The sequence below is a fragment of the Hominiventricola sp. genome, assembly GCF_057604405.1.
Map to the genome: position 1 here is coordinate 1 of NZ_DBLYVB010000025.1, position 26,756 is coordinate 26,756.

Annotated in this window: 32 protein-coding genes, 2 tRNA genes and 1 rRNA gene; 31 read left to right on the top strand and 4 right to left on the bottom strand. The window is 46.1% G+C overall.

Annotated features, from left to right (window positions below; translation table 11 throughout):
• The 13 genes from ACZMB2_RS12055 to fdxA all read left to right on the top strand — a co-directional run.
• Positions 1–86: ribosomal RNA gene (locus ACZMB2_RS12055) — 23S ribosomal RNA — on the top strand; the annotation flags it as partial.
• Positions 87–167: 81 nt separating this feature from the next.
• A tRNA-Asn gene (locus ACZMB2_RS12060) sits at positions 168–239 on the top strand.
• Positions 240–254: 15 nt separating this feature from the next.
• A tRNA-Cys gene (locus ACZMB2_RS12065) sits at positions 255–325 on the top strand.
• A gap of 99 nt (positions 326–424) precedes the next feature.
• Positions 425–1,003 carry a 4'-phosphopantetheinyl transferase family protein gene (locus ACZMB2_RS12070; protein WP_487596925.1) on the top strand — a complete coding sequence of 193 codons (579 nt, stop codon included), beginning with the start codon at positions 425–427 and terminating at the stop codon, positions 1,001–1,003.
• 18 nt (positions 1,004–1,021) lie between these two features.
• Entirely contained in the window at positions 1,022–1,741 is a 720-nt protein-coding gene (locus ACZMB2_RS12075; protein WP_487596926.1) for an NAD-dependent protein deacylase, read from the top strand.
• Between the two features lie 10 nt (positions 1,742–1,751).
• Positions 1,752–1,949, top strand: a complete 198-nt coding sequence (locus ACZMB2_RS12080) for a DUF951 domain-containing protein (RefSeq protein ID WP_487596927.1) — start codon at positions 1,752–1,754, stop codon at positions 1,947–1,949.
• 123 nt (positions 1,950–2,072) lie between these two features.
• Entirely contained in the window at positions 2,073–2,360 is a 288-nt protein-coding gene (gene rpsF, locus ACZMB2_RS12085) for a 30S ribosomal protein S6 (RefSeq protein WP_487596928.1), read from the top strand.
• A gap of 26 nt (positions 2,361–2,386) precedes the next feature.
• Positions 2,387–2,848, top strand: coding sequence for a single-stranded DNA-binding protein (locus tag ACZMB2_RS12090; RefSeq protein ID WP_487596929.1), 462 nt, complete (start codon positions 2,387–2,389; stop codon positions 2,846–2,848).
• A gap of 42 nt (positions 2,849–2,890) precedes the next feature.
• Positions 2,891–3,154 (top strand): 30S ribosomal protein S18, encoded by a 264-nt coding sequence (gene rpsR, locus ACZMB2_RS12095; protein ID WP_118770422.1) that lies wholly within the window; start codon positions 2,891–2,893, stop codon positions 3,152–3,154.
• Positions 3,155–3,312: 158 nt separating this feature from the next.
• Positions 3,313–5,343 (top strand): DHH family phosphoesterase, encoded by a 2,031-nt coding sequence (locus tag ACZMB2_RS12100; RefSeq protein WP_487596930.1) that lies wholly within the window; start codon positions 3,313–3,315, stop codon positions 5,341–5,343.
• A gap of 2 nt (positions 5,344–5,345) precedes the next feature.
• Positions 5,346–5,792: a 50S ribosomal protein L9 gene (gene rplI, locus ACZMB2_RS12105; protein ID WP_487596931.1), complete on the top strand. Its 447-nt coding sequence runs from the start codon at positions 5,346–5,348 to the stop codon at positions 5,790–5,792.
• Between the two features lie 16 nt (positions 5,793–5,808).
• Positions 5,809–7,158: a replicative DNA helicase gene (gene dnaB, locus ACZMB2_RS12110; protein ID WP_487596932.1), complete on the top strand. Its 1,350-nt coding sequence runs from the start codon at positions 5,809–5,811 to the stop codon at positions 7,156–7,158.
• Positions 7,159–7,257: 99 nt separating this feature from the next.
• The gene (fdxA, locus tag ACZMB2_RS12115; RefSeq protein WP_118770426.1) at positions 7,258–7,428 is read left to right on the top strand and encodes a 4Fe-4S ferredoxin; all 171 of its coding nucleotides are present in this window, start codon (positions 7,258–7,260) and stop codon (positions 7,426–7,428) included.
• Between the two features lie 58 nt (positions 7,429–7,486).
• Here the strand turns inward: fdxA and ACZMB2_RS12120 are convergent, their stop codons facing one another.
• Positions 7,487–8,104 (bottom strand): MerR family transcriptional regulator, encoded by a 618-nt coding sequence (locus ACZMB2_RS12120; RefSeq protein ID WP_522731581.1) that lies wholly within the window; start codon positions 8,102–8,104, stop codon positions 7,487–7,489.
• A 134-nt stretch (positions 8,105–8,238) separates the two neighbouring features.
• Here ACZMB2_RS12120 and ACZMB2_RS12125 point away from each other — a divergent pair, with 134 nt between their 5' ends.
• Positions 8,239–8,442, top strand: a complete 204-nt coding sequence (locus ACZMB2_RS12125; protein ID WP_487596934.1) for a DUF1858 domain-containing protein — start codon at positions 8,239–8,241, stop codon at positions 8,440–8,442.
• Positions 8,443–8,517: 75 nt separating this feature from the next.
• Here ACZMB2_RS12125 and ACZMB2_RS12130 read toward each other — a convergent pair whose 3' ends face one another.
• Positions 8,518–9,252, bottom strand: coding sequence for an adaptor protein MecA (locus ACZMB2_RS12130; RefSeq protein WP_487596935.1), 735 nt, complete (start codon positions 9,250–9,252; stop codon positions 8,518–8,520).
• A gap of 498 nt (positions 9,253–9,750) precedes the next feature.
• Here ACZMB2_RS12130 and ACZMB2_RS12135 point away from each other — a divergent pair, with 498 nt between their 5' ends.
• Together ACZMB2_RS12135 and ACZMB2_RS12140 are read left to right on the top strand one after the other, a co-directional pair.
• Complete coding sequence (locus tag ACZMB2_RS12135) at positions 9,751–11,514, top strand: glycosyl hydrolase family 18 protein (RefSeq protein ID WP_487596936.1); 1,764 nt, start codon at positions 9,751–9,753, stop codon at positions 11,512–11,514.
• A 52-nt stretch (positions 11,515–11,566) separates the two neighbouring features.
• Positions 11,567–12,268, top strand: coding sequence for an N-acetylmuramoyl-L-alanine amidase (locus ACZMB2_RS12140; protein ID WP_487596937.1), 702 nt, complete (start codon positions 11,567–11,569; stop codon positions 12,266–12,268).
• Between the two features lie 67 nt (positions 12,269–12,335).
• Here ACZMB2_RS12140 and ACZMB2_RS12145 read toward each other — a convergent pair whose 3' ends face one another.
• The gene (locus ACZMB2_RS12145; protein ID WP_487596938.1) at positions 12,336–12,740 is read right to left on the bottom strand and encodes an ACT domain-containing protein; all 405 of its coding nucleotides are present in this window, start codon (positions 12,738–12,740) and stop codon (positions 12,336–12,338) included.
• 194 nt (positions 12,741–12,934) lie between these two features.
• Between ACZMB2_RS12145 and ACZMB2_RS12150 the strand changes: the two genes are divergently transcribed.
• From ACZMB2_RS12150 to ACZMB2_RS12220, 15 genes are all read left to right on the top strand, one after another.
• Complete coding sequence (locus tag ACZMB2_RS12150; RefSeq protein WP_487596939.1) at positions 12,935–13,945, top strand: L-threonylcarbamoyladenylate synthase; 1,011 nt, start codon at positions 12,935–12,937, stop codon at positions 13,943–13,945.
• A gap of 13 nt (positions 13,946–13,958) precedes the next feature.
• Positions 13,959–14,588: a uracil phosphoribosyltransferase gene (upp, locus tag ACZMB2_RS12155; RefSeq protein WP_118770433.1), complete on the top strand. Its 630-nt coding sequence runs from the start codon at positions 13,959–13,961 to the stop codon at positions 14,586–14,588.
• Between the two features lie 8 nt (positions 14,589–14,596).
• On the top strand, positions 14,597–15,082 hold the full coding sequence (locus ACZMB2_RS12160) for a deoxycytidylate deaminase (RefSeq protein ID WP_487596940.1): 486 nt from the start codon (positions 14,597–14,599) through the stop codon (positions 15,080–15,082).
• 186 nt (positions 15,083–15,268) lie between these two features.
• The gene (locus tag ACZMB2_RS12165) at positions 15,269–15,577 is read left to right on the top strand and encodes a hypothetical protein (RefSeq protein WP_487596941.1); all 309 of its coding nucleotides are present in this window, start codon (positions 15,269–15,271) and stop codon (positions 15,575–15,577) included.
• A 31-nt stretch (positions 15,578–15,608) separates the two neighbouring features.
• Positions 15,609–17,624: a V-type ATP synthase subunit I gene (locus ACZMB2_RS12170; protein ID WP_487596942.1), complete on the top strand. Its 2,016-nt coding sequence runs from the start codon at positions 15,609–15,611 to the stop codon at positions 17,622–17,624.
• Between the two features lie 2 nt (positions 17,625–17,626).
• A complete protein-coding gene (locus ACZMB2_RS12175; protein ID WP_118770437.1) occupies positions 17,627–18,103 on the top strand; it encodes a V-type ATP synthase subunit K in 477 nt (158 codons plus the stop codon).
• 34 nt (positions 18,104–18,137) lie between these two features.
• Positions 18,138–18,731 carry a V-type ATP synthase subunit E gene (locus tag ACZMB2_RS12180; protein ID WP_118770438.1) on the top strand — a complete coding sequence of 198 codons (594 nt, stop codon included), beginning with the start codon at positions 18,138–18,140 and terminating at the stop codon, positions 18,729–18,731.
• Between the two features lie 33 nt (positions 18,732–18,764).
• A complete protein-coding gene (locus ACZMB2_RS12185; RefSeq protein WP_487596943.1) occupies positions 18,765–19,736 on the top strand; it encodes a V0D/AC39 family V-type ATPase subunit in 972 nt (323 codons plus the stop codon).
• Positions 19,729–20,049, top strand: a complete 321-nt coding sequence (locus ACZMB2_RS12190; protein WP_118770440.1) for a V-type ATP synthase subunit F — start codon at positions 19,729–19,731, stop codon at positions 20,047–20,049. The genes ACZMB2_RS12185 and ACZMB2_RS12190 overlap by 8 nt, the downstream gene beginning before the upstream one ends.
• 20 nt (positions 20,050–20,069) lie before the next feature.
• The gene (locus ACZMB2_RS12195) at positions 20,070–21,836 is read left to right on the top strand and encodes a V-type ATP synthase subunit A (protein ID WP_118770441.1); all 1,767 of its coding nucleotides are present in this window, start codon (positions 20,070–20,072) and stop codon (positions 21,834–21,836) included.
• A complete protein-coding gene (locus tag ACZMB2_RS12200; RefSeq protein WP_118770442.1) occupies positions 21,837–23,207 on the top strand; it encodes a V-type ATP synthase subunit B in 1,371 nt (456 codons plus the stop codon).
• Between the two features lie 13 nt (positions 23,208–23,220).
• Positions 23,221–23,910 (top strand): V-type ATP synthase subunit D, encoded by a 690-nt coding sequence (locus tag ACZMB2_RS12205; RefSeq protein WP_487596944.1) that lies wholly within the window; start codon positions 23,221–23,223, stop codon positions 23,908–23,910.
• Positions 23,911–24,014: 104 nt separating this feature from the next.
• Positions 24,015–24,551 (top strand): DUF3877 family protein, encoded by a 537-nt coding sequence (locus tag ACZMB2_RS12210; RefSeq protein ID WP_487596945.1) that lies wholly within the window; start codon positions 24,015–24,017, stop codon positions 24,549–24,551.
• 180 nt (positions 24,552–24,731) lie between these two features.
• Entirely contained in the window at positions 24,732–26,024 is a 1,293-nt protein-coding gene (gene murA, locus ACZMB2_RS12215) for a UDP-N-acetylglucosamine 1-carboxyvinyltransferase (RefSeq protein WP_487596948.1), read from the top strand.
• Positions 26,025–26,306: 282 nt separating this feature from the next.
• Positions 26,307–26,462 (top strand): cytidylate kinase family protein, encoded by a 156-nt coding sequence (locus tag ACZMB2_RS12220; protein WP_487596946.1) that lies wholly within the window; start codon positions 26,307–26,309, stop codon positions 26,460–26,462.
• Positions 26,463–26,486: 24 nt separating this feature from the next.
• Here the strand turns inward: ACZMB2_RS12220 and ACZMB2_RS12225 are convergent.
• The coding region (locus ACZMB2_RS12225; protein WP_487596947.1) for a cation:dicarboxylate symporter family transporter at positions 26,487–26,756 on the bottom strand (270 nt) is incomplete at its 5' end.

Below are 26,756 nucleotides of genomic sequence, written 5' to 3' on the forward strand. Positions count from 1 at the left end.
TGAAGACGACGAGGTAGATAGGGCAGAGGTGGAAGCGCAGTAATGCGTGAAGCTGACTGTTACTAATAGGTCGAGGGCTTAACCAAGAGGTTTAAGGTGTAAGGTTTTGGAAAAGATGAAATTAAGTATTGACTGTATGTGATTTTGAAGGTATAATATCTTCGTATTCCTCGATAGCTCAATGGTAGAGCACACGGCTGTTAACCGTGGTGTTGTAGGTTCGAGCCCTACTCGGGGAGCTTTTAAAAGAATATGGCGACATGGCCAAGTGGTAAGGCAAAGGTCTGCAACACCTATATCACCAGTTCGAATCTGGTTGTCGCCTCTCTAAACTCCTTGATTTCAAGGAGTTTTTTTATTGCCAAAATGTATGTAAAACAGTAAAGATTATGTTATACTGAAAAATAAATGGATGGAAAGCGGAATGATTTATATTTACGCAACAAGGATTCAAAACGGAGACCAGCACGGGACAGCGGAATTGCTTTTGAACCGAAGCCTGGAACAATGCACGGATGTGCAGACTCCGGTACGGTATCACCGGAATGAACATGGAAAACCGTATCTGACGGATAAACCAGAGATTTATGTCAACTGGTCTCATTCGGGAGACTATGTGATCTGTGCAGTGGCAGACCGGGAAGTGGGAATCGATCTGCAGAAGATGGACCGGGAACCAAAAGAGAACCTGATTCGGAAAGTACTGACCAAAGAGGAACAGGAGTTTTACGGATCTGTATCGGAGTCTGAGAGAAAGAGGCTGTTTTATCAGTACTGGTCGGTAAAAGAAAGTTTCCTGAAGGCGATCGGAACCGGTTTTTATACTTCATTGAAAACATTTCAGGTGGATATGGAAGAGGGGCAGCCGCGGATCAGTCACCATATTAATAGAAAGAACTATTCATGCAGATTGCTTACATTTCGGGAGCCGGATTACGTGGCTGCCGTCTGCGAGGAGAACGCCACATTAGAGGAAGAAGACATTAAGATTACTTATTTTTAATCAGGAGGGAAGAAAAAGATGTCAGAACAGCTGGAGATTTTAAAAACCTGGATTAATGAAAGTGATAATATCGTATTTTTTGGAGGAGCCGGAGTTTCTACGGAGAGCGGCATTCCGGATTTCCGAAGTGTAGATGGACTATACCATCAGCAGTATGACTATCCACCGGAAACGATCTTAAGTCATACATTCTTTAAGAGAAATACAGAGGAATTTTACCGGTTCTACCGGGCAAAGATGCTGGCCCTTGATGCAAAACCCAATGCAGCCCATAAGAAGCTGGCAGAATGGGAACAGCAGGGAAAATTAAAGGCGGTTGTCACCCAGAATATCGACGGGCTTCATCAGGCAGCCGGAAGTAAAGTGGTCTATGAACTACATGGAAGTGTCCATCGGAATTACTGCCAGAAATGTGGGGCATTTTACGATGCCAGATATATGTTGGAATCAACAGGAATTCCCAGATGTGAGAAATGCGGCGGACTGATCAAACCGGATGTCGTGCTTTATGAAGAGGGGCTTGATCAGGCGACGATTAACGGAGCGGTTCATGCCATCAGCCAGGCAGATGTGCTGATTATCGGAGGAACTTCTCTGACGGTTTATCCTGCGGCGGGGCTTATTGACTATTATAATGGAAATAAGCTGGTACTTATTAATAAATCGGTAACTCCCATGGATAACAGGGCGGATCTGTTAGTTCAGGGACCTATCGGAGAGATTTTCAGTCAGTTATAGGAGGAAGGTTATGGATTATCAGGTAGGTGATATTGTTAAACTGAAGAAACCACATCCCTGCGGAAGCCAGGAATGGGAGATCCTGCGTGTGGGAGCAGATTTCCGGCTGAAATGTCTGGGCTGCGAACATCAGGTGATGGTGTCCAGAAAACTGGTGGAGAAAAACACCAGAGGATTACGGAAAAAAGACGAAGAAATAGGGAAATAATGCTTGAAATCACTGAAAATTTATGGTATAGTTATTTCTCGTGATATATTATTGCTCTGTAAATCAGAGACATCCTTGCGCAGGTATCAGCTTGCGCCAGAGACCAAAAGGAGGAAGAAAAGCATGAACAAATATGAATTAGCACTTGTTGTGAATGCAAAGATCGAAGATGACGAGAGAGCAGCAACCGTAGAGAAAGCAAAAGAGCTTATTGCTCGCTTTGGCGGTACTGTGACAGAAGTAGAGGATGCAGGAAAGAAGAGACTTGCATATGAGATCCAGAAGATGAGAGAAGGATTTTACTACTTCATTCAGTTCGATGCTCCGGCTACCTGCCCGGCAGAGATCGAGAAACGTGTCCGCATTCTGGACAATGTCATCCGCTATCTGTGTGTTCGTAAAGACGCATAAGAACAGCATATAAGAGGTGATTGTTAATGAATAAAGTAATTTTGATGGGACGCCTGACGAGAGATCCGGATGTCCGTTATTCCAATGGTGAGAACGTAACTGCAGTTGCAAGATTTACTCTTGCAGTAGACCGCAGGTTTGCCAGAAGAGACGGTGATCAGCAGACCGCTGATTTTATCGGATGTGTAGCATTTGGAAGAAATGCAGAGTTTATCGAGAAATATTTTCGTCAGGGAATGCGTGTAACGATTTGTGGACGCATTCAGACCGGATCCTATACGAACAGAGATGGTAACAAGGTATATACCACGGATGTGGTTGTGGAAGAGCAGGAGTTTGCAGAGAGCAGAGCCGCTTCTGAAGCAAATCGCAGTATGGGTGGTGGCTATCAGTCCTCTGCTCCGTCAACACCGGATCCCATGGGAGCAGCCGGAGATGGTTTTATGAACATTCCGGATGGTATCGATGAGGAATTGCCATTTAATTAACAATCGGATTTTTAATAGGAATTGTGAGAAGGAGGAACCATCATGGCTTACACCAAAAATGAAAAAGGCGACGCTCCGAAGATGAGAAGAGGCGGACGCAGAAGAAAGAAAGTTTGCGTTTTCTGTGGTAAAGAGAATAACGAGATCGATTACAAAGATGTTGCTAAATTAAAGAGATACGTATCTGAGAGAGGTAAGATTCTTCCGAGAAGAATTACCGGCAACTGCGCTAAACATCAGAGAGCGCTGACGGTTGCAATCAAGAGAGCAAGACATATCTCCCTGATGCCGTACATCGCTGAATAAGAACAACTTTTCGGACGCCGCGTTATGCGGCGTCTGTTTTTTTTGCTTTGATATAGAAAAAGCTAACTCTTGTCCCTCTGTCATGGAAATGGTATAATACCGAAAGAAGCGTTATAGTGATTCATCATCAGAATGACCAATGAAATAAGGAATGTGTAATGAAGAAAGATGTGAAGCGAAAAGCATTTATAAAGTGGCCACTGTATATGTCGGTGGTACTGCTGATTATGAGTGTAGTTGTGTATGTGATCGACCCCTATGCGGGTTATGCAGCGATCGCGACGGCGTTGCTCTATACAGCGATTGCAGTGGCAGCTTATGTGTACAGCAGACCTGCTGTGCACAAGGAAATGATTTCTTTTGCCACGCAGTACGGACAAATTCAGAAACGGCTTTTGAAGGAATTGTCCGTTCCTTACGCGCTGGTCGGTGAGGATGGAAAGATTCTCTGGTCCAATGAAGAGTTTCAGAAGATTGTCGGCAAAGGCTGCAAGCGTGGAAAAGCTGTGAACTCATTTTTCCCGGAGCTGAACCGGGGCGTGCTTCCAGTGGAGGAGAATCCGGAGGCAACATTGGCTATCCAGTATGAGGAGCGGGATTTCCGGGTGGAAATGAAGCTGATCAACATGAAAGATGACGCCGGTGTGGATGGACTTCTGGAGGATGAAGAGTTCGCGGGCAGCCTGATTGCACTATATTTATTCGAAACTACAGAAATCAACCGTTATATTCGGGAAAACCGGGAACAGCGGATGGTGGCTGGTCTGGTTTATATTGACAACTACGACGAGGCTCTGGAAAATGTAGAAGAAGTGCGTACCTCCCTGCTGGTAGCGTTGATTGAACGGAAAATCAACAAGTATTTTAATGCTTATGACGGAATTGTCCGGAAACTGGAGAAAGACCGTTTCTTTGTAGTGATGCAGGAAAAGGCACTGGACCAGATCCGGGAAAATAAATTTGATCTGCTGCAGGATATTAAAACAGTCAGCATTGGAAATGAGATGGCCATGACCCTCAGCATCAGTATTGGTGCCGAGGGAGCTACTTATATGGATTGTATGGAATATGCCCGCAGTGCCATGGATCTGGCCCTTGCCAGAGGTGGTGATCAGGCAGTTGTAAAGACAAAGGATCAGATTACCTACTATGGTGGTAAGACCCAACAGGTAGAGAAAAATACCCGTGTCAAAGCAAGAGTCAAAGCGCAGGCATTCAGGGAACTGGTAGAAACAAAAGATAAAGTGGTTGTCATGGGCCATAAGATGACAGATGTGGATTCTTTTGGCGCTGCAGTTGGTATTTACCGTGCGGCAAAAACATTAAACAAAAAAGCATATATCGTGGTGAACGATGTGACAACTTCGGTACGGCCCCTTCTGGAAGTGTTTGAGGAAGCGAACAGCGAAGAACAGGGGATTGTGATTGGAAGCAGTCAGGCAAGAGAACTTGTGGATCGTAATACGGTAGTAGTTGTCGTGGACACAAACAGACCAAGCTATACGGAATGTGAAGAAATTCTCAGGATGACTCCTACGGTAGTTGTTTTTGATCATCATCGGAGAGGAAGTGAGATTATTAATCCTGCAGTCTTATCTTATATTGAAACGAATGCGTCATCTGCCTGTGAGATGGTTGCAGAGATTCTGCAGTATTTTGCAGATAATGTTCGGCTGAAAGGCGGAGAGGCGGACTGTATTTATGCAGGTATCATGATTGACACGGACAATTATATGCGAAAAACCGGTGTCAGGACATTCGAGGCGGCAGCATTTTTAAGAAGGTGTGGTGCTGATGTAACCAGAGTGCGGAAATTGTTCCGGAATGATATGGCAGAATACAAGGCAAGGGCCGAAGCGGTTCGCCATGCGGAGGTGTATAAAGGATTTGCTTTATCAATTTGCCCAAGCAAGGGACTGGAGAGCCCGACGATTGTGGGGGCACAGGCCGCAAATGAGCTGTTGAATATTATAGGTGTAAAAGCTTCGATTGTATTGACAGAATACAATGGAAGAATTTATGTAAGTGCCCGTTCCATTGATGAAGTCAATGTGCAGATCATTATGGAGAAGCTGGGCGGCGGCGGTCACCTGAATATGGCAGGTGTACAGCTGGAATGCTCCATGGAGGAAGCAATGAAGCTGATTCGGGAGACATTGGATCAGATGTTTGAGGAAGGAGAATTATAAAGATGAAAGTAATTTTGTTAGAGGATGTAAAGTCCCTTGGAAAAAAAGGTCAGATGGTAGATGTCAGTGACGGTTATGCAAGAAATTTTATTATTTCCAAGAAAAAAGGAATAGAGGCAACTGCGAAAAATATGAATGACCTGAAGCTGCAGAAAGCCCATGAGGATAAAATGGCTGCACAGCGTCTGGAGGAAGCAAAGCTGTTTGCAGCAGAGATTGCAAAGGCAGAAGTGGTTTTGGAGTTGAAAGTTGGTGAAGGCGGAAAACTCTTTGGAGCTGTATCTTCCAAGGAAATTGCCCAGGCAGCCAAGGAGCAGCTGAATATGGATCTGGACAAGAAGAAACTGGTACTCCCGAACCCGATCAAAACAGTTGGAACTACCAGTGTAGCAGTAAAATTACATCCGCAGGTGACTGCAGAACTGAAAGTAATTGTAAAAGAAGCGTAAGGAGAGACGAAGACAAATGGAGGAAGCGCTCATAAAACGGGTGATGCCCCATGATGAAGAAGCAGAAAGTTCCGTCATTGGTGCAATGCTCATTGACAACGAAGCGATTATGATTGCTTCCGAGATTATTACTGGTGAAGATTTCTATCAGAAACAGATGGGTATGGTGTATGACACCATGGTAGAACTTTATAATGAGGGAAAACCGGTGGAACCGGTCATTCTTCATACCCGTCTGTTAGAAAAAGGACTCCCGGAAGAAGCCTGCGGCATCGAACAGATTTTAAGGTGGATGGATCGGGCTCTGACTTCTGCCAATATTAAATATTATGCGGAGATCGTTGCGGAGAAGTCCGTAGCCAGAAGGCTGATTCGTATTAACGAAGAGATTGCTAACAGCACCTATGCCGGATCTGCAAAGCTGGAAGACACATTGGCAGATGCGGAGAAGCGGATTTTTGACCTGGCCCAGCGTGGTGGGGGCGGGGATTTCGTACCCATTCGCCAAGTGGTCATCAATGTCATGAAGAAGATTGATGCAGCGTCCAAGGCAAGGGGACGTGTCACCGGTCTGGAGACTGGATTTATGGATCTTGATTACAAGACATCCGGGCTGCAGCCTTCGGATCTAGTATTGATCGCAGCTCGTCCCTCCATGGGAAAGACGGCGTTTGTTCTGAACCTGGCCCAGCATATGGCATTTAAGAAGGGCAATGCGGTAGCAATCTTCAGCCTCGAGATGTCCAAGGAACAGTTAGTCAACCGTATGTTGTCTCTGGAATCTCATGTAGATGCTCAGAAGATCCGAACCGGGCGCCTGAACGATGAAGAATGGATGAATTTGGTGGAAGGTTCTGCCAATATTGCCAATTCCAAACTTTTTATTGATGATACTCCAGGTATTACCTTATCCGCTATGCGGTCAAAGTGTAGAAAGCTAAAAATGGAGCACGATATCCAGATAGTTATCATAGACTACCTGCAGTTGATGAGTGGAAGCTCCAATAACAGCAGTGCCTCCAGACAGCAGGAAATCTCGGATATTTCCCGTGGACTAAAGGCGCTGGCCCGTGAACTGAACGTGCCGGTTATTGCCTTGTCTCAGCTGAGCCGTGCAGTTGAGCAGCGTCCGGATCATCGGCCGATGCTTTCGGATCTTCGTGAGTCCGGAGCAATCGAGCAGGATGCGGACGTGGTGATGTTCCTTTACAGGGAAGGTTACTACAACAGAGACCTATCGGAAGCGGAACAGAGAGTGGCAGAAGTTATTATAGCCAAACAGCGTAACGGCCCGATTGGTACAGTAAATCTTCTCTGGATTCCGGAACTGACAAAATTCAGTGACATGGATCGGAGCGGGGAATAATGTAATTTTCCACTTGTATAATGAAGCTTTTTATATTAAAATAAGTGGCAGAAGCCTGAGAATCAGGTAGATTAAAATTATACAAGGAGGATTTGTATTATGGCATACGTTATTTCTGACGAGTGTGTAGCTTGCGGTTCCTGCGCAGCAGTCTGTCCGGCAGAGGCTATTTCTGAAGGAGACGGAAAATATGTAATCGACGCAGATGCTTGCCTTGAGTGCGGTACCTGTGAGGCAGAGTGCCCGACCGGCGCTATCTCCGCTGAGTAATTAATCAGGAAATTAAAAATGGTATCTGTATGAGAATACAGATACCATTTTTTGTGCTCTATTTTGATTCATTTACGGGGCGCGCATTAAAAAACCATTTTTTGTGCGGCTCTTTTGCTTTGACTTCTTTTATCTTTGGCTCTTTGACTTTTTTCTCTTTCGGGCGTCCAAGAGAAAATGCTTTGTTGTTCTTCTGGCAGGCACGGATCTGCTCGTCCAGTTTTTTGTAATGGGTTTCTGCCTTTTCTTCCTGAATGCGGAAGAGGTAGTCCATTTCTTTGACAACCTGTGTGGAAACCTGGTGGCTTAGTTCTTTCCCCATCTCCTGTTGTGTCTCACGCAATGCCTGGGAGACAACCTTTCCAAGAATATACTGGAATTGCTCCATCCTGGCATTCATCGGTGGTTCCGGTGGTTTGACAATTGCCGGTGGTATTTTTCCCTGTTCCATCTCAGGAAGAAGTGTCTTAATGGCTTTTAACTGATAGCCCTGTTCCTTTAGCTCCTTAATGTGATGAAACATGCGGATGTTATCTTCTGTATAGTAGCGGTGACCCATCTCGTTGCGTGCAATTGGCAGTTCCAGTTCATCTTCCCAGTAGCGGAGCACATGAGCTTCCACATCTACCATTTTTGCTGCGTCAGAGATAATATAGCGCTTCGTATCCATATACATCCCTCCACCTTATGAAATTGTGACGGGCAGGATTTGCCTGCCGAATCAAAAATATTATATACCATAATCCCTTGATTTTGCAAGTAAATAGGGATATAATAACAACCAGATTGTAAACTCAGGAGGTAACCAAAATGGCTAAGATTTCCAAAGACATGATTATTGCAGATCTGGTGAAGATAGATCAGAATATTATCCCGATTCTTATGAGAGAGGGAATGCACTGCATCGGCTGCCCGTCCGCACAGGCAGAGAGCCTTGAGGAGGCTGCACTGGTACACGGACTGGATCCGGATGTACTTGTAGCAAGACTGAACAACTTCCTTGGCGAAGAGTAATTAACAGAAACAGGAAAGAGGATATCCCGTATGTGGACATCCTCTTTTTTTGTGCGTTTTCATTTGCAAAATTAGTTAGATAGAAGCAAGCTTCTGCAGTGCCTGTTCACCAAGAATTACTGTGAAATGCTCCAACATGTAGGCTTCAGCTGCGGGGGTGTACTTACCGCTGGTGCCATACTCGGAGAGAATATTGCAGATCTTGTTAAATTCTTCCGGTTTGTGGGAAGATTTTGTAATGACCAGACAGTACTCCTGAGTATCTGGGTTTTTGTAAAGACGATTAGCCCCTCTGTAAATATCTTTCAGCACATGGGAGACAGATAAAAGCTGCTCCATCCGTACGAAAGTATAGAGTTTACACATGTCAAGCTCACTGGCCAGTTCTTCAGCCTGTTTTTCCCTGCTCTCTTTGGGAGCGTTTTTTAACCGGTGTTCCAGAAGCTTCTGGAACAGATCTAGAACCTCATCTGCACCGTCGGGCAGAAACTCCCGTGGGGAATCCTCTGACTGATCACCGGAACCCTGAGAGAATCTGGAAAATCTGGTATCCAACTCTTCCGGATCCGCCACTTTGGTAATATCTAAGATAATGCACTCATTGGGCATGGGAATCGCTTCGATCATAAGCGGAATGTTATCCGCTTCAAAACCAAACTGGTGTGAAGCCTGCTCCATCATATCTCTGAAAAGAGAACGGGCTTTCTCGGATCCGTAGGCAATCTCACTGATCTTGATATGGCGGACTTCCAAGTCGTCACGCGTCAGGATGCAGCGAATCTTATTTTCATTGATTTTTTCAATTTTCATACAATCACTACCTGCGAATTTATAGTTTTATATAGTATAAACAAAAATCAGAAATATGTAAAGCGTGACAGGCAGTGAAATGAAGGAAAAATTTCTGAAATTTTTATGAAATACCCTTGCAAAACAGAAAAGTATCTGTATAATGAAAATGTAAGTCTATTTATCTGATTCTTTTCACGGTTCTGTGAAATAAATCCAGTTGTTAATTGATTTGGAAGGGGGTATGTATGTGCGGTATGGGGGACAATAATATATCACGCTGCATTTCTTTTTTGGAAACCAACATACCGCGGGGGAAAGAGCAAGGTCGGAAATCCCGGACAGAAAATAAATAAAAAAGGAAAAAGCCTTTTTGTGTCCTGAAGATTTCTAGTGGTGGGAAAGCCGGCTTTGTGGTACAATAACACGTAGAAGCGGGAACGGTGAGAAAAATCATATACCGTTTCCGGACGTGTTATTTTGTAATACATGTAAGAGAAATCTGGCAGGAGGAGATTCATGCAGAGAGAAGACCTAAGAGAACGGGGAAATGCACCTCGTCGGAGACCCAGAAGAAGAAAAAAACTGAATCCAAAGGCTGTTCCGATATTGGCGGCGTTGCTGCTGTTTTTCCTGATAGGAGGATTTTTTGCAGGAAAACTTTTGTATGAAAAATATTCGCCGTCCAAGGAAATGGCAGATCTGAAGGAGTATTTCGGACTGTCCGGTGACCAGGACATGGCAGTGGTGATTAATAATGAGATGGTAGGAGATATGGCCAGACTCATTGACGGAAAAGTATACCTTCATGTGGAGACGGTCTATGAGTATATTGATTCCCGTTTTTACTGGGATGAAAAAGAAAATCAGTATCTCTATGCGCTTCCCAAAGAATTAGTGAGTGCTGCAGTGGGAGAAAGTTCCTATACCGTGGCAAAGAGCAGTCAGGATGCCGGATATGTGATTCTGCGGACCGACGGAAGTGATGCCTATGTGGCTGCAGATTTTCTCCTGAATTATACGAATTTTATCTATGAGTACAGTGAAGAACCCAATCGCGTACGGATTACCACAGAGTTTGGAAATAAAGATGTGGTAACGGCACAGAAGAAGGCAGCTGTACGCTGGAAAGCGGGTATCAAGAGTCCGATTCTGACAAATGTGGACAAGGGAACCGTGATGTATGTGCTTGAAGAACCGGAAGACGTTGGTGACTGGACCAAAGTACTGACGAAAGATGGATTTATCGGCTATGTGAAGAACAATCGGATTTCCTCGGTAACGCAGGAAACAGTAACGGCACCGGATTTTGAGGAGCCGGAATATACCAGCATTTCGAAGGATTACACCATCAACATGACCTGGCATCAGGTGACCAACATGGAAGCCAATAATTATCTGCTCAATAAGATTGCAGATACCAAGGGACTGACGACTATTTCTCCCACCTGGTTTTCTATTGCGGATACGGATGGAAACATTTCATCTCTGGCCAGTCAGGCTTATGTAACCTATGCCCATCAGCAGGGATTGGAAGTATGGGGATTGGTGGACAATTTTAAGGAAGGGGTCAGTACCTATGAGACGCTTTCCAAGACATCCAGCCGTCAGCGGCTGGTGAATCAGCTGATTGCCGCGGCAATCCAGTATGGTCTGGATGGTATTAATGTAGATTTCGAGCTGATTACCCAGGATTGCGCCAAAGCTTATATTGAGTTCATCCGGGAGCTTTCCATTATGTGCCGGATTAACGGAATTATTCTGTCGGTAGATAATTATGTACCGACTGCATCTTCAGATCACTATGACCGGGCAGAGCAGGGCGTCTTTGCAGATTATGTGGTAATTATGGGATATGATGAGCACTATGCCGGTTCGGAAGAGGCGGGATCCGTGGCTTCGATTGGTTATGTGCAGCAGGGCATTGAAAAGACGTTAAGTGAAGTGCCGAAGGAGAAGGTCATCAACGCCATCCCCTTCTATACCCGTTTCTGGAAGACGGATGCAGATGGAACTGTGACCAGCGAAGCCCTGGGCATGAATGATGCCGATCAGAAGGTGAAAAATAATAATGCAGAACCCGTATGGGACGATACGACAAAGCAGTATTATGTAGAAATTGAATATGATGGAGCGACCTATCAGATGTGGATGGAAGAAGAGACTTCCATTGAAGAAAAAATGAAACTGATTAAGCAGTATGAGCTTGCAGGAGTGGCTTCCTGGAGACTTGGCTATGAAAGACCTTCCATCTGGGATGTAATTTTGAAGTACGTGAATTAGCAGACAAACCGCCGCATATACTCTACAGAGAGCGTATGCGGCGGTTTTTGAATTGGAAAAACGAAAATGGGAATTATTCATGTCCGTGCTGGTCCTTTTATGGGCGGTGGCACTGACAGAACGGGGATTTCTTCCTGTGGCAGGCAGGGCAGTTACCGGGCAGGCGGGAAAACGGCTGGTGATTGTGGATGCAGGGCATGGTGGAAACGACCCGGGAAAAATTGGAGTGGATGGTTCCAAAGAAAAAGAGATTAATCTGCAGATTGCGAAAAAACTGAAGGTGTTCTTAGAACAGCAGGACCTGGAAGTGCGAATGACCAGAGAAGAGGATCAGGGACTTTATGAGGAACATTCTTCCAATAAAAAAGTGCAGGATCTGAAAAATCGGTGTGAACTGATTAATGGGATGAATCCGGACTGTGTGATCAGTATTCATCAGAACAGCTATCATGAAGAACCCGTGAAAGGGGCGCAGGTGTTCTATTATAAAAATTCCGTGGAGGCAAAAGAGCTGGCGGAAGACATTCAGGAAAAATTGATATCTTATGTGGATCCACAAAACCGGAGGCAGGCAAAATCGAATGAAAGTTATTATTTGTTGAAAAGAACCAGTGCACCGGTGGTGATTGTGGAATGCGGTTTTTTATCGAACTGGGCAGAGGCAAAGCTTCTGCAGGAGGAGAGTTATCAGTCGCAGATTGCATGGGCGGTGGCACTTGGAGTGCAGCGCTATCTGAATATGGAAAATAAATAAAAATCCCGCTGGCAGGCTTCTCCGCCTGCAGCGGGTGCTTTGCAATATAATTCCGTGATGATCCTGATTACAGCAGAGCGAATCCTTTGGATTTCAGACAGGATTCTACTTCTGTAATATCTTCCGTGTGGAATACCATAATTGGTTTCCCGGATTCACGGTTAAAGGACAGATAAATATAAGTGGCATTTACATTGCTCTCATAAAGCGCTTTTAACAGCTCATGCAGATTACCAACCTTGTCTTCTACTTCTACGCCAAGAACATCAATAAGCTTACACAAATAACCTGCTTTAGTAAGGGTTTCTGCAGCAGTTTCCGGATCAGATACGACCATGCGGATAATGCCATATTCAGCACCGTCATTGATAACAGAACCGAGAATGTTGATATTCTTTTCTGCCAAAAGACCGGTGATATTCTGAATGGTACCTTTCTTGTTCTCCGCGTATATGGATACTTGTTTTAACATAATAGAACTCCCCTTTCATAAGGATCAGTTGTGAGATCCATGACGATCTTATTGTAACAAATAGTTTTTAAAGGAGCAATGGGAAGATTGCTTTTTTTTCTCTGGAATGCTACACTGGGAAAGGATACTTAGAGAGAAAAGAAGCAAGGTGAGAAATATTGAAAACAGAGATGATAAAAATAGACAGGGAGGACATGGACCTGAGGGAAATGAAGCGGGCCGGAGAAATCCTGAAAAAAGGAGGACTGGTGGCATTCCCCACGGAGACCGTCTATGGTCTGGGTGGAGATGCGCTGGATGAGACTGCGGCTCATAGAATCTATGAGGCGAAGGGACGTCCGTCTGACAATCCGCTGATTGTCCACATTGCAGATATGGAGCACCTGGACAAGATTGTAAAATACGTACCGGAATCTGCACGGAAGCTGGCTGAAGCATTCTGGCCGGGCCCCCTTACTATGATCATGGATAAAAGTGATGCAGTTCCCCACGGAACGACAGGAGGCCTCGATACGGTAGCAATTCGGATGCCCTCAGATACTATTGCACTGGAACTGATCCGGCAGGGCGGCGGCTATGTGGCAGCGCCCAGCGCCAATACATCAGGAAGACCAAGTCCGACGACAGCACAGCATGTATATGAAGATCTGCAGGGAAAGATTCCCATGATTCTGGATGGGGGTGCTGTGACGATTGGACTGGAATCCACTATTGTGGACCTGACAGAGGAAGTGCCGACGATCTTAAGACCGGGGTATATTTCCCTGGAAATGGTACAGGCTGTTCTTGGGGAAGCGAAGATGGATAAGGGACTGATTTCCAGTGATTCCAACATTCATCCTAAAGCACCGGGTATGAAATACCGTCATTATGCGCCAAAAGCAGATCTGAAGATTGTGGAAGGTCCGGTAGAGAAAGTTGTCGCTTACATTAATGAGAAAGCGGCAGCAGGAAAAGTGGGAATTATCTGTACGGAGGAGACCAAAGACCGTTATCCGGCAGGAGATGTGAAATGCATTGGTTCCCGTAAAAGCGAACTGTCCATTGCAAGCCATTTGTTTGCAGTGCTTCGCGAATTTGATGAGGATGGCGTTGATGCCATCTACTCAGAATCTTTCCAGGCACCGGGACTTGGAGAGGCCATTATGAACCGTTTGTTGAAAGCTGCAGGACACCAGAGAGTTGATGTTTCTGACAGAATATAGGAGGACAAAAGAGATGTCAAAAGTAATGATTATGGATCACCCGTTAATTCAGCACAAAATTGGAATTATCCGTCGTCAGGAAACAGGTTCCAAAGATTTCCGTCAGCTGATCAGTGAGATTGCCATGCTGATGTGCTATGAGGCAACCAGAGATCTGAAACTGACAGATGTAGAGATCGAAACACCGATCAGCAAGATGACAGCGAAAGAGCTGGCAGGAAAGAAACTGGCTGTGGTTCCGATTCTCCGTGCAGGACTGGGGATGGTAGACGGAATGCTTTCCATGATCCCGGCAGCCAAAGTAGGTCATATTGGTCTTTACAGAAATGAAGAGACACTGGAGCCGGTAGAATATTACTGCAAACTTCCAAAGGACTGCGCAGAGCGTGAAGTATTCGTCGTAGACCCGATGCTGGCAACCGGCGGTTCTGCAACAGCAGCTATCACTATGCTGAAGAACAAAGGGGTAAAGAAGATCCGCTTTATGTGCATCGTGGCGGCTCCCCAGGGAATTGAGAGAATGCAGAAAGAACATCCGGATGTAGACCTGTATGTGGGTGCGCTGGATGATCATTTGAATGAGAACGGATATATTGTACCTGGTCTGGGTGATGCGGGAGACCGTATCTTCGGTACCAAGTAGGAGGTATCATGAGCGAAAAGCGCAAGGATTATATTTCATGGGACGAGTACTTTATGGGGATCGCCCAACTGTCTGCCATGCGTTCCAAGGACCCCAATACGCAGGTCGGTGCATGCATTGTCAGCAAAGAGAATAAAATTCTCTCCATGGGGTATAATGGATTTCCAAAGGGATGCGATGATGATGAGTATCCATGGAACCGGGACGGAGACGTCTACGATAGTAAATATGCATATGTAACACACAGCGAATTGAACGCCATACTGAATTATCGGGGCGGAAGTCTGGACGGGACCAAACTTTATGTGACATTGTTCCCATGCAATGAGTGTGCCAAGGCAATCATTCAGGCCGGAATTGAAGAACTGGTCTATGCGGATGATAAATATAACGGCACGCCTACGAACCTGGCATCCCGCAGAATGTTAAAGTCGGCCGGTGTCAAAATGACTCCCTATCAGATGAGCGGAAGAGAGATTCGGCTGAGGGTGTAAAACACGGCTGCCGCTTTCTGCGGCGGCCATTTTTAATAGGAAAGAACGAAAATGACAAATTGTAAATACTTGTCAATAATTTAACGAGACGCCGGATTTTTGTTGAAAACACACAAATGCTGTGCTACAATAATATGAAATGGTTAAGAATTTGCTAAAAAATCTGAAAAATAAGGTGGTGAGAGAATGCTTGAGGACGCTTTAAAATCAGTGAAAGAAGCGGAAAAGAAAGCAGGAATTCTGATTGAGGAGGCAGATGCGAAAGCAGCTTCCATTGTGGAAGAAGCCAAGGCAAAAGCAAAGGCCATGAAGGAAGAAACCGCTTCTAAGATCCGCTCCGGAAGCCAGGAAGCTGAGGAAGCAGCACACAAAGCCAGTGAGGCGAAGCTTGCAGAGGCAGAGGAACAGGCACAGAAGGAAGCGGATGCTTTGAGACAGCTGGTGGAACCGAAGCGCGAAGAGGCCCTAGAGGCCGTCATTACATCATTGGTGTAGACTGAAAAAAGAGAAAAGGAGGGATGTGGATATGGCAATCGTGCAGATGCAGCGGATCAATATCTGTGCATTGAAGAAGAATCGGAAAGCGATCCTGGAACGTCTGCAGGAACTGGGAGCCATGGAGATCGATATCCAGCTGGAGGATGACAACCTGGGTGAAAAACAGGATGTAGCAAGCTCCAGAGCATTGTTCGAGAGACGGGCTCAGACAGCAGACCAGGCACTGGCAATCCTGAACACTTATGTTCCGGAGAAAAAAGGCATGCTGGATTCCCTGGCAGGCAAGCCGCTGGTCGAGAAAGAACTGTTTGAGAAAGCAGCTGAAAATCAGGATCAGTATATGGCAACTGCTTCCAGAATCGTTACGCTGGACAAGCAGATTGCAGAGAGCAAAGCAGCGGTTCTGAAAGTACAGAACCAGGTGGAGGCACTTGCTCCATGGCTGTCACTGACAGTTCCGGTGAGCTATACAGGGACTCAGAAGACTGCAGTACTGATAGGAACCATGCCGAATCCCCAGGATCAGCAGAGCATCTTAAATCTGCTGGCCGGTGCAGTGCCGGATGTAGAAGCGGTAGATGTGGAGCTTATCTCCACAGACAAAGATTTTACCTATTTGGCAGTGATCTGTATGAAACAGGATGCAGGAAAGGTAGAAGAGGTACTCCGGACAGGAGGATTTTCAAAACCGTCATCACCTGTGCAGAAGATTCCGGAAGAGTATAAAAAGGATCTGGAAGCAGAGATTGCGAAAGCACAGGAGCAGGTAAAGCAGCTGGAAAGCGAACTGGCAGAATGTGCCGTCAGCCGTCAGGATCTGGAGCTCATCTCCGATTATTATCGGACAAGAGCAGAAAAATATCGGATTCTGGGAGAAATCCCGCAGACAGCAAGTACATTTGCCATCAGTGGTTATGTTCCTGCCGCCAAGGCAGACGCCATTGTAAAAGAACTGTCCGAGCACTATGGTGCAGCGGCAGAGACAGAAGGAATCAAAGAGGAAGAAGAGCCTCCGGTACTTCTTCACAATAATCGGTTCTCTGAATCGGTGGAAGGTGTTTTGGCATCCTTTGGACTGCCGGCAAAAGGGGAAATAGACCCCACCTTCTTTACATCTATTTTTTATGTATTTTTGTTTGGACTCATGTTGTCCGATGCAGCATACGGATTGATTGTATCCCTGGCCTGCGGCATTGTACTTCTGAAATTCCCACGCATGGAAACAAACCTGCGGAAATCCGTTCAGCTGTTCTTCTGGTGTGGACTCTCCACATTGTTCTGGGGAGTGCTGTTCGGCGGTTATTTCGGAGACGCACTGGATGTCATATCGGAGACCTTCTTTGGACATAAGATTTCCATTCCGGCACTGTGGTTTGTACCGCTGAATGAGCCGATGAGAATGCTTCTTTATTCCATGCTGTTCGGTGTGATTCATCTGTTTACCGGACTGGCACTGAAGGGATATATGTACATCAGAGATCATAAGTACATGGATTTTGTATGTGATGTTATTTTCTGGTACATGCTTCTCTTAGGACTGATCGGACTTCTGATTCCGTCCAGCATGTTTGCAGGCATTGCAGGCAAACAGATTGTATTCCCGGCAGCGCTGAATGCAGCGGCAAAATGGAGTGCAATTTTAGGAGCAGTAGGAATCGTTCTCTTCTCTGGAAGATCCAGCAAGAATCCGGCTCTTCGGATTGCACTTGGAGCATACGATCTCTACAACATTACCGGATGGTTAAGTGATGTCCTTTCTTACTCCCGTCTGCTGGCCCTCGGTCTTGCAACCGGAGTTATTGCTTCTGTAGTCAACCAGATGGGAAGCATGGGCGGAAAGAGTATCGGAGGAGTCATTCTCTTTATCATAGTATTTGTGATTGGCCATGTCTTTAATATGGCAATTAACCTTCTGGGTGCCTATGTGCATACCTGCCGACTCCAGTACGTGGAGTTCTTTGGAAAATTTTATGAAGGCGGCGGAAAACCGTTCGAGCCTTTCAAACTTAAAACAAAATATGTAGATCTCAAGGAGGAGAAATAATTATGTTAAGCAGTATTACTGGTAATGGATGGGCGTTAATCGGAGCAGCACTGGCAGTTATTCTGGCAGGATGCGGTTCTGCATATGGTGTAGGTGTTGCAGGTCAGGCAGCAGCAGGCGTTGTAACAGAGGATCCGAGTAAATTTGCTAAGGTTCTGGTTATTCAGCTGCTTCCGGGTACCCAGGGTATTTACGGTCTGCTGGTAGCATTCGTTGCACTTTCCAGATATGGTCTTCTGGGCGCAGGTTCCGCAGAACTTTCTGTTGCAACCGGACTGATGGTTATGGCAGCATGCCTTCCGATTGGAATCGTTGGTCTTGTATCTGCAATGCATCAGGGTAAAACTGCAGTTGCATCTATCGGAATCGTAGCAAAGAAACCGGATCAGTTTGGTAAAGCAATGCTGTTCCCGGCAATGGTTGAGACCTACGCAATTCTGGCTCTGCTGATTTCTATCCTTGCACTTCCGACTGTATAAGAAACCATAGGAATGTAAGGAGGGAAGCTTTAGAATGACCGGATTGGACAAAATTACAAGCCAGATTCAGGAAGAAGCCGAAGCCTCCGCGAAAGAAAGACTGGACGCTGCCAACAAAGAGGCAGAGCAGATCCTGGCGGATGCACAGGCTGCATGCAAAGTCATGGAGCAGGAAGCTTTAGAAAAAGCGGCAGCAGAGAAAGCAAATCAGGATGGACGTGCTCATTCCGCAGCAGAGCAGAAGCGAAAAACCGCACTGCTGCAGACCAAGCAGGAAATTATCGCGGAGGTCATTGGAAAAGCTTATGAGACTCTGAAAAATGAGGATACCAAGAGCTATTTCCTGACCATGGAAAAACTATTAAATACGTATGTGCTTGCAGAGAGCGGAGAGATTTATTTCTCAGAAGCAGATCTTGCACGCATGCCGGCTGATTTTGAACAGAAGATCAAGGCAGCAGCAGAAGCCAAAGGCGGTAAGCTGGTGTTGAAGAAAGAGCCGAAGGCAATTCCGGATGGATTTGTGCTGGTATATGGCGGCGTGGAAGAAAACTGTACGTTGAAAGCTCTGTTTGATGTGAAAAAAGATCAGCTGCAGGACAAAGTAAACGAGATTTTATTTTTATAAAAAAGCAGATTCGCCATAGAAGGAGGGTTATCATTGTCTGACACAAAGTATACCTATGCGGTTGCGCGAATCCGTGCTTTGGAGGTATCCCTGTTTTCTTCTTCCACCATTGAGCAGCTGATTGCATGCAAAGATATGGAGAGCTGTCTCCGTTTTCTGAGTGAGCATGGCTGGGGCGGTGTGGACACTGCTATGGATGCAGATGCGATTCTGACCAGAGAGCAGGAGAAGATCTGGGAAACCATCGGGGAAATGCAGGTGGATATGAACGTGTTCGACGTTCTGTCCTATCCGAACTGGTTCCACAATCTGAAAGCGGCAGTGAAGGAAGTATGTACCGGCAGAAGTGGTGCCAATATTTACTTTGAGGGAACGCCGATTTCGAAGGACGAGATGATACGAATCGTCAGGGAAAAGGATTTTCAGGCACTTCCGGAAAATATGAGAGAAGCGGCACGTGAGGCGGTGGATACACTGCTCCACTCCGGAGACGGACAGCTCTGCGACGTGATTATTGACCGTGCAGCGCTGGAGGCAATTCTGGAGGCGGGAAACCGTTCCAAGGCAGCCATTATCCGCGACTATGCGGAGTCTACGGTTGCTGTTGCCAACATCAAGATTGCAGTCCGCTGCTGTAAGACCGGAAAGTCACTGGAATTTATGAAGAGAGCCATGGCTCCCTGCAAGACTCTGAATGTAGAGCGTCTGGCCCATGCGGCTCTTGCCGGAATGGATTCCGTTATGGAATACTTAATCGGGGCAGGATACGCAGAGGCGGCAGAGGCCATCAAAGAATCACCATCTGCATTTGAACGGTGGTGTGATAACAGGATTATCGAGACCATCAAACCGCAGAAGACGAATCCGTTTTCTGTAGGTCCGTTGGTTGCGTATGTAATCGCAAGACAGAATGAAATCAAAACGGTGAGAATCATTCTTACCTGTAAGCAGAACGGCTTATCAGATGATTCTATCCGGGAAAGGGTAAGGGAGATGTATGTATAAGATCGCAGTTATGGGCGCATACGACAGCATCTATGGATTCGCTTCGCTGGGCCTGGACATTCATCCCGTATCCGACATCCAGGAAGGAGAAGAGGAGTTAAGAAGACTGGCATCCGGTGATTATGCCGTGATCTATATTACGGAGGCACTGGCAGCACAGATTCCTCATGAGATAGCCAGATATCGGGAGCAGGTTCTTCCGGCCATTATCCAGATTCCGGGTGTGTCCGGCAATACGGGTGCTGGAATTACAGGCGTGAAGAAGTCGGTAGAACAGGCAGTCGGTTCGGACATACTGTTCGGAAATGATTAGAAAGCAGGTGAATTCTTTCAATGAGTAAAGGCACGATAAAGAAAGTAGCAGGACCTCTGGTTATTGCCGAGGGAATGCGCGATGCCAACATGTACGACGTAGTTCGTGTAAGTGAGCAGCGTCTGATTGGTGAGATCATCGAGATGCACGGTGATCAGGCATCTATTCAGGTATATGAGGAGACAGCAGGCCTTGGACCGGGTGAGCCGGTAGAGTCAACTGAGATGCCGCTGTCCGTAGAACTTGGACCGGGTCTGATTACCAGTATTTATGATGGTATTCAGCGTCCGCTGGACGATATCATGAAAGTGTGCGGAAACAACCTGAAACGTGGTGTGGAAGTTCCGTCTCTGAAACGTGATAAAAAATGGAACTTTGTTCCGACTGCAAAAGTGGGTGACGAGGTAGAAGCAGGAGACATCATCGGTACCGTTCAGGAGACCGAGGTTGTTGAGCAGAGAATTATGGTTCCTTACGGAATCGAGGGAACGATCAAAGAGATTAAAGCAGGAGAGTTTACCGTAGAAGAAGTGGTAGCAGTTGTTTCCACAAAAGATGGTGATAAAGATGTATTCCTGATGCAGAAATGGCCGGTTCGTAAAGGTCGTCCATACAAGAAAAAACTTCCGCCGACCATGCCGCTGGTAACCGGTCAGCGAGTTGTTGATATGTTCTTCCCGATTGCAAAGGGTGGTGTTGCAGCCGTACCGGGCCCCTTCGGTTCAGGTAAGACCGTTATCCAGCATCAGCTTGCAAAATGGGCAGAGGCAGACATCGTAGTTTACATCGGATGCGGTGAGCGTGGAAATGAGATGACCGACGTTCTGAACGAGTTTCCGGAGCTGAAGGATCCGAAGACCGGAAAATCTCTGATGGAGCGTACTGTTCTGATTGCCAATACATCCGATATGCCGGTTGCTGCACGTGAGGCATCTATTTATACCGGTATTACGATTGCGGAGTATTTCCGTGATATGGGTTATTCTGTAGCATTGATGGCAGACTCTACTTCCCGTTGGGCAGAGGCTCTTCGTGAGATGTCCGGACGTCTGGAGGAAATGCCTGGTGAGGAAGGTTACCCGGCATACTTAGGTTCCCGTCTGGCACAGTTCTATGAGAGAGCCGGACATGTTGTCAACCTTGGTAAAGACGGAAGAGAAGGTGCACTGTCTGTTATCGGAGCAGTATCTCCGCCAGGTGGTGATATTTCCGAGCCGGTATCCCAGGCAACCCTGCGTATCGTTAAGGTATTCTGGGGACTGGATTCTGCATTGGCTTACAAACGTCACTTCCCGGCAATCAACTGGCTGACCAGTTACTCCCTGTATCTGGACAATATCTCCGGCTGGTTCACCAAGAATGTGGCAGATGACTGGATGAGCGGACGTCAGGAAATGATGTCTCTGCTTCAGGATGAGGCACAGCTCAATGAGATCGTACAGATGGTAGGTATGGATGCATTGTCTGCTCCAGATCGTCTGAAGATGGAAGCAGCACGTTCTATTCGTGAGGACTTCCTGCATCAGAACTCTTTCCATGAAGTAGATACCTACACTTCTCTGAAGAAACAGCTGCTCATGATGAGACTGGTACTTGCTTACTATGATAAATCCGTAGAAGCATTGAAAAATGGTGCAGGCGTACAGGGACTGATTAAGATGCCGGTACGTGAGCAGATCGGACGTTATAAATATACACTGGAAGAAAATCTGGATACCGAATACCAGAAGATTCTGGATACTCTGGACGCCCAGATTGCAGATGTGTGCGGAAAGGAGGACTTCTAAATGCCTAAGGAATATAGAACAATACAGGAAGTAGCCGGACCGCTGATGCTGGTGCAGGGCGTAGAAGGAGTTACGTATGACGAGCTTGGAGAGATCGAGCTTGCAAACGGAGAAACCCGCCGTTGTAAGGTGCTTGAGGTAAATGGTACGGATGCTATGGTACAGCTTTTCGAGAGCTCTACCGGTATCAACCTTTCTAACAGTAAGGTACGTTTTCTTGGAAGAAGTATGGAGCTGGGTGCATCTGAAGATATGCTTGGCCGTGTCTTCGATGGTATGGGTCGTCCTATCGATGGTGGTCCTGAAATTCTTCCGGATAAGAGACTGGATATCAACGGTCTTCCGATGAACCCGGCAGCAAGAAGCTACCCGAACGAGTTCATTCAGACCGGTGTTTCTGCAATCGATGGACTGAACACTCTGGTTCGTGGACAGAAGCTTCCGATCTTCTCCGCTTCCGGTCTTCCGCATGCACAGCTTGCAGCACAGATTGCAAGACAGGCAAAGGTAAGAGGAAAGGATGAGAAGTTCGCAGTAGTATTCGCAGCTATGGGTATTACCTTCGAGGAGTCCAACTTCTTCGTAGAGAGTTTCCGCGAGACCGGAGCGCTGGACAGAACCGTTCTGTTCATTAACCTGGCAAATGACCCGGCAGTAGAGCGTATCGCAACTCCGCGTATGGCACTGACCGCAGCTGAGTACCTGGCATTTGAGAAAGACATGCACGTTCTGGTTATCCTGACGGATATTACCAACTACGCAGATGCACTTCGTGAGATTTCTGCAGCGCGTAAAGAGGTTCCGGGACGTCGTGGTTATCCGGGTTACATGTATACAGACCTGGCTCAGATGTATGAACGTGCAGGACGTCAGAAGGGCAAAGAAGGTTCCATTACCATGATTCCGATTCTGACCATGCCTGAGGATGATAAGACGCATCCGATCCCTGACTTGACCGGTTACATTACTGAGGGCCAGATCATCTTAAGCCGTGAGCTTTACAGAAAAGGAATTAACCCGCCGATCGATGTACTGCCATCCCTGTCCCGTCTGAAAGATAAAGGTATCGGTGAGGGCAAGACCCGTGCGGACCATTCGAATACACTGAACCAGTTGTTTGCGGCTTATGCGCGAGGTAAAGATGCAAAAGAGCTTATGACCATTCTTGGTGAGGCTGCTCTTTCTGATATCGACCTGATCTATGCAAAATTTGCAGATGAGTTTGAGAAAGAATACGTATCTCAGGGATTCCAGGCAGACAGAGATATCGAAGATACTCTGAATATCGGATGGAAATTACTCTCTATCCTGCCGAGAAGCGAGCTGAAACGTATCGATGACAAGTTCCTGGATCAGTACTACGGAAAGTAGGAGGTGACTGCACGTGGCATCTACACAGGTGAACCCGACCCGAATGGAGCTGACCCGCCAGAAGAAAAAACTGGTGACAGCGACCAAGGGGCACAAGCTTCTGAAAGACAAACGTGATGAACTGATGCGTCAGTTTCTGGATCTGGTACGGGAAAACATGGCACTCCGCCAGAAGGTGGAAGCAGGTATTCAGGCCGCCAATAAAAACTTCGTTATTGCCAAGGCAGGTATGTCGGAGGAGACTCTTCATACCGCACTGATGGCACCGAAGCAGGAGGTATATCTGGAGACATCCAGCAAAAATGTCATGAGTGTGGATATCCCGGTATTTGAGTATAAGACGAGAACCGCCGATGAGAATGATATCTATTCCTATGGCTTTGCATTTACTTCCGGAGATCTGGATGATGCAGTAAAATCCCTGGCAGATATTTTGCCGGATATGCTGAAACTGGCTGAGACCGAAAAGGCCTGCCAGCTGATGGCGTCAGAGATTGAGAAAACCAGACGTCGTGTAAATGCGCTGGAGCATGTCATTATTCCCCAGGCGCAGGAGAATATCAAGTATATTACCATGAAGCTTGACGAGAATGAGAGATCGACTCAGATCCGTCTGATGAAGGTCAAAGACATGATGCTTGAAGAGGCACATCATTATAAAGAAAAAAAGACCGGCTATCCTGTTGAGATTGAGACAGAGTAGTTGAGAGAGAAGGCGTCTCCGGAAGGGGACGTCTTTTTGATTGACATTTTTCCTTTGCTATTTCATAATGCTCATAGAAAAATGTTGAATGGAGAAATTATAGAATGAACAGAGAACGTCTGATAAAAAATATGACAGATCAGGTAAAGGAAGCGCAGTTAAAGCTTGGTTATGCGCCGGAGACGGTGCGTCTTTATTATCCGGTAGCATCCTTAAATGAGATTCTGGGAACATCTGCTCAGAATGCTCAGAGAATGCTTGATCTGCTCAAGGGAGAGTTTGAAGAAAAAACAGATCTTGGAAAGCTGAAGTTCAGCAGCCATGCAGAGCGGATTGAGATCAGTATTCCACCGGAAGGTGCGAAGTGGGTACATGAGCATGTGGAGACACCAGCTTTCTTAAAAGAGCTCATTGAACTGTTTCAGACAAAGCATGCCTGCACATTGGAGGAGATCTGTGAGATCTTTAAGAAATATGATCCGGAGTATATCTGTGAGAAGATGCCTGCAGGATCTGATTTTGATTATGCCATTCATTTTCACAATGCAGAACATGACGAATATTACTATTGCATTCATATGGAAATGGGACATACGATTTATCATCGTTTTACGGAGGCGGATTATCTGGAACTTCTGTAAGTGAGAACAGTAACTGACAAAAATAAGAACATATGGCAAAAAAACGTCTTTTTTTTGCCATTGTGTGGATTGCAATTTCTACTTTGGTAAGATATAATAACCTAGACATAGTACGAATAAGACAGGCTCATTCGGAGCAATATGAAAGATAGAAAACAGTTTAGTGTTCGAGGTGTAATCGTGGAACAGTATATTATAAAAGGTGGAAATGTTCTCAATGGCGAAGTTGAGATTGGCGGCGCAAAGAATGCGGCGCTTGCCATTCTTGCAGCTGCAAATATGACAGATGAAACCGTTCGGATTGAAAATCTTCCGGACGTTAGAGATATTAATGCCCTTTTGGAGGCAATGCAGGACATTGGTGCGCATGTGGAGCGTCTGGATCGTCATACCGTGACGGTCAATGGTTCCTGTGTAGAAAACTGTATAGTTGAAAATGAAAATATGAAAAAAATCCGTGCGTCTTATTACCTTCTTGGCGCACTTCTTGGAAAATACAAGAGAGCGGAGGTTCCCCTTCCGGGAGGCTGCAACATTGGAAGCCGTCCTATCGATCAGCATCTGAAAGGTTTTAAAGCCATGGGTGCGACGACCCGTATTGAACATGGATTTATTATTGCGGAAGCAGAAGAACTCCATGGAGCGCATATTTTCCTGGACATGGTCAGTGTAGGTGCGACCATCAATATTATGATGGCTGCTTCCATGGCAGAGGGAAATACCATCATTGAAAATGCGGCAAAAGAACCCCATGTGGTAGATGTAGCCAACTTCCTGAACAGCATGGGAGCCAGAATCAAAGGCGCAGGTACGGATGTCATCCGTATCACAGGTGTCAGCACGCTCCATAAGACCGAGTATTCCATTATTCCTGACCAGATCGAAGCAGGAACCTTTATGTTCGCTGCAGCTGTTACAGGCGGCAATGTGGTTCTTCAGAACGTGATTCCGAAGCATCTGGAAGCAACTACGGCAAAGCTTCTGGAGATGGGATGCCAGATCTGTGAATATGATGATGCAGTGCGGGTGATCGCTCCGCAGAAGCTTCAGGCAACGCATGTAAAGACCATGCCGTATCCGGGTTTTCCGACCGATATGCAGCCCCAGATCTCCGTATCCCTGGCTCTTGCAGGAGGAACCAGTATTGTAACAGAGAGTATTTTTGAAAACCGTTTCCGCTATGTGGATGAATTGTCCCGTATGGGTGCTTCTGTAAAAGTAGAAGGAAATGTGGCAGTCATCAGCGGCGTTGAGAAGTTTACCGGGGCAAGAGTCAATGCGCCGGATCTTCGTGCGGGCGCAGCTCTTGTCATTGCCGGATTGGCAGCAGAAGGCATTACGATAGTGGATGACATTTATTATATTGAGCGCGGCTATGAAAATCTGGATGCAAAGCTCCGGAAACTGGGTGCCCAGATTGAGAAAGTAGCCAGCGAAAAAGAAATTCAGAAATTTCGACTGAAAGTTGGCTGATGTACCAATAAATTATTTTTTGTAAAAGAGAGATAAAGATAAAAGATTCTGCAAAATCATAGAAATTAAAGATAATTCCTATAATTTTAAGAAACTGTTGCATTTCAGAAGAAAATAAAGTACAATTTTTCGCATCAAAAGGAACTGCAGTACAGAGAGCAGAAACGATGAGGTTTCATCCGATATCCATGGGATACGGCTGAGACCTCTTTTTTTATTCTTCTGCACAATATACAGCAGGGATTGAGAGAGGAGGAAATACTATGAAAAGAGATTCTGAGGATGGATCGTTACCGGCGTGACTACTATAGATATCATACTGGAAAGAAGTGGAAAAATCCTGAAAACTATGATCTGTGCCTGAATACGGAAAAACTTGGATATGAAGGAACAAAAGACCTGATTATGGAATATGTAAAAAGAAGAACCGGGAAATAATCCCGGTTCTTCTAATATAAAAAATTATTGCACATGATGCTTTTCTGCATATCCGGTCAAAATCAGAGTCAGGGCTCCGTCGCCGGTGACGTTGCAGGCAGTTCCGAAGCTGTCCTGCAGGGCGAAGATGGTAAGCATCAGGGCAGTGCCGGTGTCATTAAAGAGCAGGATGCCGGTAATGAGTCCTAAGGATGCCATAACCGTTCCTCCAGGTACACCCGGAGCGCCAATGGCAAAGACGCCAAGGAGCAGGCAGAAGAGTACCATGGTTCCCAGAGAAGGAATGGAGCCGTA

Excerpts from the sequence above, each read along its gene's own strand:
- ACZMB2_RS12070 (WP_487596925.1), top strand. The coding sequence starts at position 425 with ATGATTTATATTTACGCAACAAGGATTCAAAACGGAGACCAGCACGGG.
- ACZMB2_RS12075 (WP_487596926.1), top strand. The coding sequence starts at position 1,022 with ATGTCAGAACAGCTGGAGATTTTAAAAACCTGGATTAATGAAAGTGAT.
- ACZMB2_RS12080 (WP_487596927.1), top strand. The coding sequence starts at position 1,752 with ATGGATTATCAGGTAGGTGATATTGTTAAACTGAAGAAACCACATCCC.
- rpsF (WP_487596928.1), top strand. The coding sequence starts at position 2,073 with ATGAACAAATATGAATTAGCACTTGTTGTGAATGCAAAGATCGAAGAT.
- ACZMB2_RS12090 (WP_487596929.1), top strand. The coding sequence starts at position 2,387 with ATGAATAAAGTAATTTTGATGGGACGCCTGACGAGAGATCCGGATGTC.
- rpsR (WP_118770422.1), top strand. The coding sequence starts at position 2,891 with ATGGCTTACACCAAAAATGAAAAAGGCGACGCTCCGAAGATGAGAAGA.
- ACZMB2_RS12100 (WP_487596930.1), top strand. The coding sequence starts at position 3,313 with ATGAAGAAAGATGTGAAGCGAAAAGCATTTATAAAGTGGCCACTGTAT.
- rplI (WP_487596931.1), top strand. The coding sequence starts at position 5,346 with ATGAAAGTAATTTTGTTAGAGGATGTAAAGTCCCTTGGAAAAAAAGGT.
- dnaB (WP_487596932.1), top strand. The coding sequence starts at position 5,809 with ATGGAGGAAGCGCTCATAAAACGGGTGATGCCCCATGATGAAGAAGCA.
- fdxA (WP_118770426.1), top strand. The coding sequence starts at position 7,258 with ATGGCATACGTTATTTCTGACGAGTGTGTAGCTTGCGGTTCCTGCGCA.
- ACZMB2_RS12120 (WP_522731581.1), bottom strand. The coding sequence starts at position 8,104 with ATGTATATGGATACGAAGCGCTATATTATCTCTGACGCAGCAAAAATG.
- ACZMB2_RS12125 (WP_487596934.1), top strand. The coding sequence starts at position 8,239 with ATGGCTAAGATTTCCAAAGACATGATTATTGCAGATCTGGTGAAGATA.
- ACZMB2_RS12130 (WP_487596935.1), bottom strand. The coding sequence starts at position 9,252 with ATGAAAATTGAAAAAATCAATGAAAATAAGATTCGCTGCATCCTGACG.
- ACZMB2_RS12135 (WP_487596936.1), top strand. The coding sequence starts at position 9,751 with ATGCAGAGAGAAGACCTAAGAGAACGGGGAAATGCACCTCGTCGGAGA.
- ACZMB2_RS12145 (WP_487596938.1), bottom strand. The coding sequence starts at position 12,740 with ATGTTAAAACAAGTATCCATATACGCGGAGAACAAGAAAGGTACCATT.
- ACZMB2_RS12150 (WP_487596939.1), top strand. The coding sequence starts at position 12,935 with ATGGACCTGAGGGAAATGAAGCGGGCCGGAGAAATCCTGAAAAAAGGA.
- upp (WP_118770433.1), top strand. The coding sequence starts at position 13,959 with ATGTCAAAAGTAATGATTATGGATCACCCGTTAATTCAGCACAAAATT.
- ACZMB2_RS12160 (WP_487596940.1), top strand. The coding sequence starts at position 14,597 with ATGAGCGAAAAGCGCAAGGATTATATTTCATGGGACGAGTACTTTATG.
- ACZMB2_RS12165 (WP_487596941.1), top strand. The coding sequence starts at position 15,269 with ATGCTTGAGGACGCTTTAAAATCAGTGAAAGAAGCGGAAAAGAAAGCA.
- ACZMB2_RS12170 (WP_487596942.1), top strand. The coding sequence starts at position 15,609 with ATGGCAATCGTGCAGATGCAGCGGATCAATATCTGTGCATTGAAGAAG.
- ACZMB2_RS12175 (WP_118770437.1), top strand. The coding sequence starts at position 17,627 with ATGTTAAGCAGTATTACTGGTAATGGATGGGCGTTAATCGGAGCAGCA.
- ACZMB2_RS12180 (WP_118770438.1), top strand. The coding sequence starts at position 18,138 with ATGACCGGATTGGACAAAATTACAAGCCAGATTCAGGAAGAAGCCGAA.
- ACZMB2_RS12190 (WP_118770440.1), top strand. The coding sequence starts at position 19,729 with ATGTATAAGATCGCAGTTATGGGCGCATACGACAGCATCTATGGATTC.
- ACZMB2_RS12195 (WP_118770441.1), top strand. The coding sequence starts at position 20,070 with ATGAGTAAAGGCACGATAAAGAAAGTAGCAGGACCTCTGGTTATTGCC.
- ACZMB2_RS12200 (WP_118770442.1), top strand. The coding sequence starts at position 21,837 with ATGCCTAAGGAATATAGAACAATACAGGAAGTAGCCGGACCGCTGATG.
- ACZMB2_RS12210 (WP_487596945.1), top strand. The coding sequence starts at position 24,015 with ATGAACAGAGAACGTCTGATAAAAAATATGACAGATCAGGTAAAGGAA.
- ACZMB2_RS12220 (WP_487596946.1), top strand. The coding sequence starts at position 26,307 with ATGGATCGTTACCGGCGTGACTACTATAGATATCATACTGGAAAGAAG.